The sequence below is a fragment of the Lactobacillus leichmannii genome (genome assembly GCF_024701915.1).
GTDB lineage: Bacteria > Bacillota > Bacilli > Lactobacillales > Lactobacillaceae > Lactobacillus > Lactobacillus delbrueckii.
In genome coordinates this window covers 53,673-63,100 of sequence record NZ_QOCY01000049.1, presented here as the reverse complement: position 1 = coordinate 63,100, position 9,428 = coordinate 53,673, and the positions used below count along the sequence as shown (strand labels likewise).

Sequence of the window (9,428 nt, the reverse complement as noted above, 5' to 3'; positions counted from 1 at the left end):
TGTGAAGCATGGCGAATTCTTTGACTGTGCGTATGATAAAAGCATCAGAAGCTAGGGCTCCCCCTAGTGGAGGTGTATACAACCGAACGCACAAGGCATTTCCTCGTGAAAAAGCCTAAAAAAATCCTCTAGCTTCGGCTAGAGGACAAGAATGTGTTTATTGCTATTCACCTGAATAGCATTGGATATGTTTTTGAATTCGGACTGACTGTCACTTAAAAATAAGCAAAAAATGGAAAGGCAAATACAAAAAAGAGGATGGAAACGAAAAAGCAGCGCATCCTGGCCGTCCTGGTCCTGCTGGCCCTGGGTCTGGGCCTGGCCGCGCTGACCTATTTTAAGACGACCGGCTACAAGAACCCGGTGGCGGTGATCACAGACACGAAGATCAAGGACCGCCTGCTGAAAAAAGAAACTGATATTTACGGCAACAAGGATGAAGAACGCCGGCAGTACCTGCACGTTCAAGTCTTGACCGGCAAGTACAAAGGGCAGACCTTTGAAACGGTCAACACCTACTACCCTTCCCAGCTGGTCACCCAGAAGTACCGGGCAGGCGAGCGGGTCTTCGTGACAGTGACTGACGGCAGCCTGGCCCTAGTTTCACCAAAAAGAGACTGGATCCTGGTCATGACCTTGGCTATTACCCTGGCCTTGATGGTGGCGGTAGTCGGCCGGCGGAGCTGGCACTTGATCGTTTCCATGGCTATCAGCTGGATCCTGTTTTACTGCTTGATCTTGTGGGACGTGGCGGTCAACGGGGCCGGGATCATCTGGATGTTCTCCCTGGCTGACATCGTCTTCTCCTTCTTCAGCCTGGCTATCGTGCAGGGGGTGAACAAAAAGATGCTGGTTACCTGGCTGGCAACCCTGCTCGGGGTCTTTGTCTCTTTTGCCCTCTGCTATGCCGTTATCAAACTGACCGGGGAGACTTACCTCAACTATGAAATGGGCGACTATGCCACCCAGGACACGCGGGGGATCTTCATGGCCCAGGCCCTGCTGGGGGTACTTGGGGCAGTTATGGACGAGGCGACGGACATCGTTTCCAGCCTGTATGAACTGATCCAGCATAAGCCCGAGATCACCGTTAAGGAGCTTTTGGCTAGCGGACGAACGATGGGGCAGGAGATCATGGGGCCTTTGATCAATGTTTTGGTCTTGATCTTCATTTCTGAAGCCCTGCCGGAAACAATCCTGTACTTCCGGGACAATAACACTATCGCGACGACTTTTAACTTCACCATGTCCTTAGGGGCGACGCAGAGCGCGGTTTCAGCAATCGGGATCGTTTTGACCATCGTTTTTGCCAGCCTCTGCAGCCTCCTCTTTTTAAAAAAGCCGCAGAAAGGGGGTAAGCAAGAATGAGCAGCCTTGGCGCTTTAATCATCGTTTTGGCCATCTTGATGACCATCATCGGCGGGGAAACCGGGATCCGCAGCTTCTTCAGCGTCTTGATCAACAGCCTCTTGCTGGTCCTGGTGGCCATGCTTATCTCCTGGGGCTTGAGCATTCCCATCATCACCGCGATTTTCGTGCCCCTCAAGCTGGCCACGATTATCTTCCTGGGCACCCATGACTATACCGTGGCTAAAAATTCCTTCTATGCCTCTTTGATCGTCTTATCCCTCGTCAGCGTCTTGATCTTAGGCATCCAATACCTGGCCCAAGCCGCCGGTTTGGGGCCGGAAGCCGGGGAAATCCTCTTGGGTCACTCCCAGATGCCGGGGATCAGCTACGGGCAGATCGCCGTTACCGTGGCCATTTTCTCCGCCCTTGGGGCGGTGGCGGAAGCCGCCGTGTCGATGAGTTCGGGGATTTTGGAACTGAAGAAGGCCAAGCCGGATATTACGGAAGAGCAGCTGATGAAGAGCGGGGCAGCCATCGGCTACGACGTTTTGGGCACAGCCATGAACACCATCATTTACGGGATGTTTGGCAGCTTTTTGTCCCTCTTTTTATGGTATTACCGGCTCCACTATTCCTTTGGTGAGGTAATTAATGATAAACTTTTTGTAAACGAAGCACTGATCATCATGTATTCTCTGCTCGGTGTGCTGCTGACGGTTCCTTTGGCGACCTTTTTGCTGGCCAAGGGGATGAGCCGGCAAAGTGAGGCAAAAAATGGAAACGAAAAAACTAGAGATCAAGAACTTTAACGGCCGGACCTACCAGCTGCAGACCTACACGGTTAAAAGCGGCCACGCTCCCTTAAACAAGCTCCGTCCCCTGGCCATCGTCGTGCCGGGCGGCTCCTTCACCCACCTCTCCGTCAAGGAAGGTGAGCCGGTGGCCCTGGCCTATGTCAGCCGGGGCTTCAACGCCTGCGTGGTCAGCTACAATCTTTTGCAAGATGAAGGGATGATCTATCCTGATGCCGGCCTGGACGTTCTCAGCACAGTCAACTACTACCGCGAACGCGCTGCTGAATACCAGATTGACCCAAACAAGATCATGACCATTGGCTTTTCCGCCGGCGGCCATGTTGTCAGCGCGGCCAACTACCTGGCTGATGAAGCTGAATACCAGGAAAGCTATGGCTATGAGGGGGACCAGGTCCGGCCAAATGCCACGATTCTGGGTTACCCTTTGACTGACGTCCACAAGGTGGCCTTTGAAATCGGCGGCCGGGCTGACGGGGCCCTGCCGCCTGACCCCAAGCTGGTCGACACGGCCCTGGGGGTAAGTCCGAAGACGCCGCCAACCTTCATCTTCCAGTCCTGGAACGACCCGATCTGCCTGCCGACCAATGCCATGGCCTATGAGGAAGCCTTGTTCAAAAACAAGGTCAAGTGTGAGGCCCACATGTTTGATATCGGCTACCACGGTTACTCTTTGGCCACTCCGGAACTGTCCACGGAAGACATTTTCTGGCAGGGCAACCCGCACACGGCCCGCTGGTTCAATTTGAGCCTGGAGTGGCTGGACCACCTTTTCTCCGGGATCAACTACGATGAAAACAAGGACAAGCTAACCCAGCTTTACCAATAGACGAAAAATGGATTTATTATTTACGAGAGCTGCCCGGGCAGCTCTTTTTTAATTTGGTTAGCGGTAACTGCTTGCATCCGCGCTTGTTTTTCCTATACTAAACTTGTAGAGAAAATGACAGCGCTTCAGCTGAATTTAGATGAGAGTTTGAGGAAATAAAATGACAGCAGAAAAGCAAAAGCAAGAACCATGGTGGAAGCAGGCCGTGATCTACCAGATCTATCCCAAGTCCTTCCAGGACACAAACGGCGACGGGGTCGGCGACCTGCGGGGGATCATCAAGCGGCTGGACTACCTGCAAGACCTGGGCATCGACGCCATCTGGCTCTGCCCGGTCTACAAGTCACCAGGCGTGGACAACGGCTATGACATCGCCGACTACGAAGCCATCGACCCCCAGTACGGGACCATGGCGGACATGGAAGAATTAATCAGTGAGGCCAAGAAGCGGGGGATCCGGATCGTGATGGACCTGGTGGTCAACCACACCTCTGACCAGCACCCTTGGTTTATCGAAGCCCGGAAAAATCCTTCCTCTCCGGAACACGACTACTATGTCTGGGCGGACAAGGCCAATGAGCTCAAGTCGGCTTTTTCCGGCAGCGCCTGGGAATATGACGGACAGGTTGGCCAGTACTACCTCCACCTTTTTGCCAAAGAGCAGCCGGACCTCAACTGGAAGAATCCGGCCCTAAGGCAGAAGGTCTACGACTTGATGAACTTCTGGATTGACAAGGGGATCGGGGGCTTCCGGATGGACGTGATCGAGCTGATCGGCAAGGTCCCGGAAGAAGAGATTACCGCTAACGGCCCTAAGCTGCACGACTACCTGCAGGAGATGCACCGGGAGACTTTTGGCGGCCGGGACTTTTTGACGGTCGGGGAAACCTGGGGGGCAACTTTAGACAACGCACCTCTGTACAGCGACCCGGACAGAAAAGAACTGTCCATGGTCTTCCAGTTTGAATTCACGGAACTGGACAAGCAGGCCGGCAAGGAAAAGTGGGACACCAAGCCCCTTGACTACGGCGACTTGAAGAATGTCCTGGCCAAGTGGCAGAAGCTGGACTTTAACCACAGCTGGAACAGCCTCTTTTGGAACAACCACGACCTGCCCCGGATCGTGTCCCGCTTCGGCAATGACCAGCAGTACCGCGAGCGCAGCGCTAAGATGCTGGCCCTTCTCCTGCATGGCTTGCGGGGAACCCCGTACATCTACCAAGGTGAGGAAATCGGGATGACCAACTGCCCGGTTTCGGCTATCGACGAGGTAGAAGACATCGAAGCCCGGCGGATGTACCAGGAGCGGCTGGCAGAGGGCTGGAAGAAGGAGGACCTGATCAAGGCCATCAATGCCCAGGGCCGGGACAATGCCCGGACCCCAATGCAGTGGGATGCTTCAGCTTCCGCCGGCTTTACCAGCGGCCGGCCATGGCTGGCGGTTAACCCTAACTGCCAGGAAATAAACGTAAAAAATGCATTGAATGACCAGGATTCAATTTATTATTTCTATAAGAAGCTGATTGCCCTCCGGCACCAGGAACGGATTTTGACCGATGGGTCCTTTGAACTTTTGGACACGGCAGATGCCGTCATGGCCTACCACCGGGAAAACGCGGAAGACAAGTGGCTAGTTGTCTGCAACTTGACTGGCGAGTAGCAGGAAGTCTTCCTGCCGGATAAGGTCAAGGAAGTCCTTCTGGCTAACGGGCCTGTCCCGGAAGACCTGTCGGCTGCTGTCCTGCCAGCTTACGCGGCCTTTCTCTGCCGGGTGAAAAAATAAATAGATTAGTTAATATGTAAAAAGGTAATCTTATTTTTGAAAGCGAATTCTTTAACTTATAAAAAATAAATTATTTTGTGTTAGAATCTAGCATAGGAAGTGAAGAAGGAAAAGTTTAAACTAGGAATCCTTGATGGGAGGAAATTTGCTTGAAGAGAACCGCTACTTTAGAAGATGTGGCTCGCAAGGCCCATGTGTCGAAGATGACCGTTTCCCGGGTGATCAACCACCCCGAACTGGTTGCTCCGGAACTGCAGGTCGTTATTGAAGACGCCATGCACAAATTGAATTACCACCCCAACAACGCGGCCCGGGCCCTGGCCAAGAACCAGACCAGCGTGGTAAAGTTCGTGATCTTAGAAGACGTCGACGATACCGACCCTTACTTTACCAATGTCTTATTTGGCATGGCGACGGAGTTGAAGAAGCAGAACTATTCCCTCCAGCTGCTCTTGAAGGGGAGCCAGCTGGACCAGGGGGCAGCTGACGGCTATGTGATCACCGGAGCTAGGACTGATGATTACCCCCAATTGAACGAGCTTAAGCAGCCTTTCGTCCTGTTTGGTGAGAACCGGGGCGGCTACGACTTTGTCGACACCAACAACCTGCTGGGTGAGACCATGGCGACCAAGTATGCCTTGAAGGCGGGCTACCGGAATGTGGTCTTTATCGGCATCGATGTCCGTGAGGCTTTTGAATTTTCCAGAGAAGCTGGTTATGTCAACACCATGCAGCAAAATAAGAAGATTCCCAGCGTCTTCCGGGTGGAAAACAGCTTAGCCGCGGCCCGGGAATTTATCCAGGACCACTTGGGCGAATTTCCCAAGAACACCTGCTTTGCCTGTGCCAGCGACCGGATTGCCATGGGGGTCATCCAGGCCCTGGTGGAGGCGGAAGCCAAGATTCCGGAAGACTTTGGCGTGATCGGCTATGACGGGGTCCTTTTAGACAGGGTGTCATCGCCGACGATCACGACCGTCAAGCAAAACCTCTGGCTGATCGGTGAGAAGCTGGCGGAACTAATTTTAAGAAAAATTGCCCAAAACGGCGCGCCGCAAGGGGAGGTCTTTATCGAACCGACCTTGAGCGAGGCCGAATCAACCAAATAGCAGCTGAAGCATCCTCAGGGATGCTTTTTTGCTTGGCTTTTGTTACCGATAACAGGCAGGCCAGTCTTGTAAGCGCTAACCCTCATATGGTTAAATTTTTACTGGAGGAAAAAGAAACATGACTAAGCAGGATGCATGGCAAAAGAAGGCCATTATTTACCAGATTTACCCGAAATCATTTCAAGACAGCAACGGCGACGGCATCGGCGACTTAAACGGTGTCCGCCAGCGGATCCCTTACTTAAAGCAGCTGGGCATCACCGCCGTTTGGCTGAATCCGATCTACCAGTCACCGGGCATTGACAACGGCTATGACGTCAGCGACTACTACAAGATTGACCCGGTCATGGGGACCATGGCAGACTTTGAAGCACTTGTCACCGATTTGCACCAGGCCGGGATCAAGCTGATCATGGACTTCGTCTTAAACCACACGTCTGACCAGCACCCTTGGTTCAAGGCCGCGGTCAGTGACCCGGCCAGCCCTTACCGGGACTACTACATTTTTGCCGGTAAAAACGGTGTCCGGCCGAACAATTGGGGCAGCTTCTTTGGCGGCAGCTGCTGGGCAGCAGACCCGGCCGGAACGGGCCAGTCTTATTTCCACCTTTTTGCCAAGGAAATGCCGGATTTGAACTGGAAGAATCCGGCTGTCCGCGAGGAAATGTTCAAGGCGGCTGAGTTCTGGCTCAAGAAGGGGGTCGATGGCCTGCGCCTGGATGCCTTCATCCACATCGCCAAGGCCGACCTGCGCCAGTCCTACCCAAGTGAGGACGATAAGCCGATTATTGCGGAAGACTTTTTCGCCAACCGGCCGGAAGTGCAGGAATGGCTGGCGCCTTTCTGTGCCCGCCTGCGGGAAGAATTTCCGGACCTCCTGCTTTTGGGGGAAGCAGCCAGCGCCAGCATCAACCTGGCGGTCGACTACACCGATCCTAAGCGAAATTTGATGGACTCAGTCATTACCTTCCGCTACTTTACGGAAAAAGAAGATTCCGTTAACCCGGACTTCAGCGGCCAATACCAACCAAAAGAGTTTGACTGGCTGGCCTTTAAGCAAAACCAAACCGTCTGGCAGCAGACCTTGTCAGCCGCGCCGACCCTGTACTGGAGCAACCATGACATGGCCCGCCTGGCCACCCGGGTCGCCAAGACCCCGGTCCAGCAGCGGTCTTTGGCCATGGCCATGTACCTGGAGCGGGGGATCCCGGTGATTTACTACGGGGAAGAATTAGGCCTGCACAATCTAGAATTTGATAATGCAGACCAGTTTGCCGATGAGACGGTGGCTGACTTCGTTAAGGAAGCTGGCGAGGCCGGGGTAGACGAAAAGACGGCCCTGGAAATGGCCAGCCAGACCCACAAATTGCCGGCCCGGGGGCCAATGCCTTGGGACGACAGCCAGTATGGCGGCTTTAGCACTGCTGAGCCTTGGCTGACGGGCAGAAGCCGGGACAAGGTCAGCGTGGCCAGCGAAGACGCGGACCCAGCCAGCATGCTCAACTTCTACCGGCAGCTGTTGAAATTGAAGCAGACGCCTTTGTTTACCAAGGGCAGCTACTACCTGCTGGATACCAAAGCAGACCTCCTGGTCTACCAGCGGGATTTAGGGGATGACCGGGCTTTAGTGGTCGTTTCCCTCAGCGCCAAGAAGGAGCACTTGACCCTGCCAGAAGAACTGACTCCGGTCTTAACCGCCGGCAGCATCAACCTGCAGGGCAAGGAACTGACACTGATGCCTTTTGCCGGGGTAGTTTTGCAAAAGAAAAAATAAGCAATAAAACAAGCAACAAGTAATAACCAACGTGATGATTTTTTAGCGAGGAAACAGAAAAATGCAAACAGCAGCAGTTAGACACAGACCTGAAAGCGAAGATTGCTACCTGGTGACGACGGAGACCATGAAGCTGCGCCTGCACACGGGCCGCGACGTCAAGGCAGTCTACGTTCACTATTGCGACGTCCACGAACCCTTGACCAACTTGAAAAAGCAGGCCATGGACCTGGCCGGCCACGGCCAAGTAAACGACTACTGGGAAACGACGGTGACCTTGCCTTTGCACCGGGCCCAGTACGTCTTTGAAATTCACGGTGAAGACGGCGAGGAATGGGTTTATGGTGACCGGGGCTTCAGAAAGAACGAAAAGGAAAGCTACGAGGACCCGAACAACTACTTCAAGCTCCCTTACTTCCACGCGGTCGACATGACCAAGAGCCCAGACTGGGTCAAGGAAACGGTTTGGTACCAGATCTTCCCGGAACGCTTTGCCAACGGGGACAAGAGCAATGACCCGGAGGGCGTTAAAGACTGGAATCCAAGCGACCACCCAGGCCGGGAAGACTACTACGGCGGTGACCTGCAAGGGGTGCTGGACCACTTGGACTACTTGCAGGACTTGGGAATTAATGGCCTGTACTTCTGCCCGATCTTCAAGGCCAGCTCCAACCACAAGTACGACACGATCGACTACCTGGAAATCGACCCGGACTTTGGGGACAAGCAGCTTTTTGCCCGCTTGGTCAACGAAGCCCACGCCCGGGGGATGAAGGTCATGCTGGACGCGGTCTTCAACCACATGGGCGACTCCTCCATGCAGTGGCAGGATGTCGTGAAAAACGGCCCTAATTCCCGCTTTGCCAACTGGTTCCACATCAACCGCTTCCCGGTTGAACCGTATGATCCAGCCGATCCAAGCTACGAGACTTTTGCCTTTGAAAAGCACATGCCGAAATTGAATACCGCCAACCCGGAAGTCGTGGACTACCTTTTGACGATCGCGACCTACTGGGTCAAGGAATTCGATATCGATGCCTGGCGGCTTGACGTGGCTGACGAAGTCGACCACCAATTCTGGAAGAAGTTCAAGGCCGCTGTTACGGCCATTAAGCCGGACTTCTACGTCCTGGGCGAATCCTGGCACTCCAGCCAGTCCTGGCTGAACGGGGATGAATTCTCCGGTACCATGAACTACCCATTCACCGGCCAGGTTGCTGACCACTTCCTTAAGGGGACGCAGGACGCCAAGACCATGACCGAATTATTGACTGACCAGCTCTTCTTATACAGAGAGCAGAGCAATTCAGCCATGCTGAACGTTTTGGACTCCCATGACACTGCCCGGATCAAGACGGTAGCCGGTGAAGATGAAGACAAGGCCCTGCAGGCTCTGGCCTTCACCTTCATGCAAACCGGTTCTCCGTGCATCTACTACGGGACGGAAATGGGCATGAGCGGGGACAACGACCCTGACTGCCGCAAGCCAATGGACTGGAGCCAGGCAGGCAGTCCGGTCTGGCAGGCAGTTCAAGCGATCATCGCCTTCCGCCGCCAGCACTGGGAAAGCCTGAGCAAGGGGCAGACCTGGCTGGAAGTTGAAGAAAACGGTTTGATCCATGTTAAGCGGACCGGCAAGGAAACGATCGAAGGCTGGTTCAACACGACTGGGCAAGCCGTCAGCTTAAGCGCGGAAGCCGCTTTGAGCCGGGGCTATGAAGCCGGCCAGCTGGCAAGCAAGGGCTATGTTCTGAGTGTGAAATAGAAGCTG

6 protein-coding genes and 1 pseudogene are annotated in these 9,428 nt (G+C 54.0%); all 7 read left to right on the top strand.

Annotated elements, in window-relative coordinates; translation table 11 throughout:
* Nucleotides 1–258 precede the first annotated feature (258 nt).
* On the top strand, nucleotides 259–1,368 hold the full coding sequence (locus DS743_RS07415) for a YibE/F family protein (RefSeq protein WP_035184025.1): 1,110 nt from the start codon (nucleotides 259–261) through the stop codon (nucleotides 1,366–1,368).
* Nucleotides 1,365–2,159 (top strand): YibE/F family protein, encoded by a 795-nt coding sequence (locus tag DS743_RS07410; RefSeq protein WP_003616198.1) that lies wholly within the window; start codon nucleotides 1,365–1,367, stop codon nucleotides 2,157–2,159. Before DS743_RS07415 ends, DS743_RS07410 begins: the two co-directional genes overlap by 4 nt.
* The gene (locus DS743_RS07405; protein WP_013438979.1) at nucleotides 2,125–2,991 is read left to right on the top strand and encodes an alpha/beta hydrolase; all 867 of its coding nucleotides are present in this window, start codon (nucleotides 2,125–2,127) and stop codon (nucleotides 2,989–2,991) included. The genes DS743_RS07410 and DS743_RS07405 overlap by 35 nt, the downstream gene beginning before the upstream one ends.
* 160 nt (nucleotides 2,992–3,151) lie before the next feature.
* A pseudogene (locus tag DS743_RS07400) lies at nucleotides 3,152–4,774 on the top strand (alpha-glucosidase).
* A 149-nt stretch (nucleotides 4,775–4,923) separates the two neighbouring features.
* A complete protein-coding gene (locus DS743_RS07395) occupies nucleotides 4,924–5,883 on the top strand; it encodes a LacI family DNA-binding transcriptional regulator (RefSeq protein ID WP_002877817.1) in 960 nt (319 codons plus the stop codon).
* Between the two features lie 118 nt (nucleotides 5,884–6,001).
* On the top strand, nucleotides 6,002–7,657 hold the full coding sequence (locus tag DS743_RS07390) for an alpha-glucosidase (RefSeq protein WP_002877818.1): 1,656 nt from the start codon (nucleotides 6,002–6,004) through the stop codon (nucleotides 7,655–7,657).
* Between the two features lie 61 nt (nucleotides 7,658–7,718).
* Nucleotides 7,719–9,422, top strand: a complete 1,704-nt coding sequence (locus tag DS743_RS07385; RefSeq protein WP_035184022.1) for a glycoside hydrolase family 13 protein — start codon at nucleotides 7,719–7,721, stop codon at nucleotides 9,420–9,422.
* Nucleotides 9,423–9,428 lie beyond the last annotated feature (6 nt).

What these genes read in the sequence shown, in the direction of transcription:
- DS743_RS07410 (WP_003616198.1), top strand. Translation starts at nt 1,365, where the DNA reads ATGAGCAGCCTTGGCGCTTTAATCATCGTTTTGGCCATCTTGATGACC.
- DS743_RS07415 (WP_035184025.1), top strand. Translation starts at nt 259, where the DNA reads ATGGAAACGAAAAAGCAGCGCATCCTGGCCGTCCTGGTCCTGCTGGCC.
- DS743_RS07385 (WP_035184022.1), top strand. Translation starts at nt 7,719, where the DNA reads ATGCAAACAGCAGCAGTTAGACACAGACCTGAAAGCGAAGATTGCTAC.
- DS743_RS07405 (WP_013438979.1), top strand. Translation starts at nt 2,125, where the DNA reads ATGGAAACGAAAAAACTAGAGATCAAGAACTTTAACGGCCGGACCTAC.
- DS743_RS07390 (WP_002877818.1), top strand. Translation starts at nt 6,002, where the DNA reads ATGACTAAGCAGGATGCATGGCAAAAGAAGGCCATTATTTACCAGATT.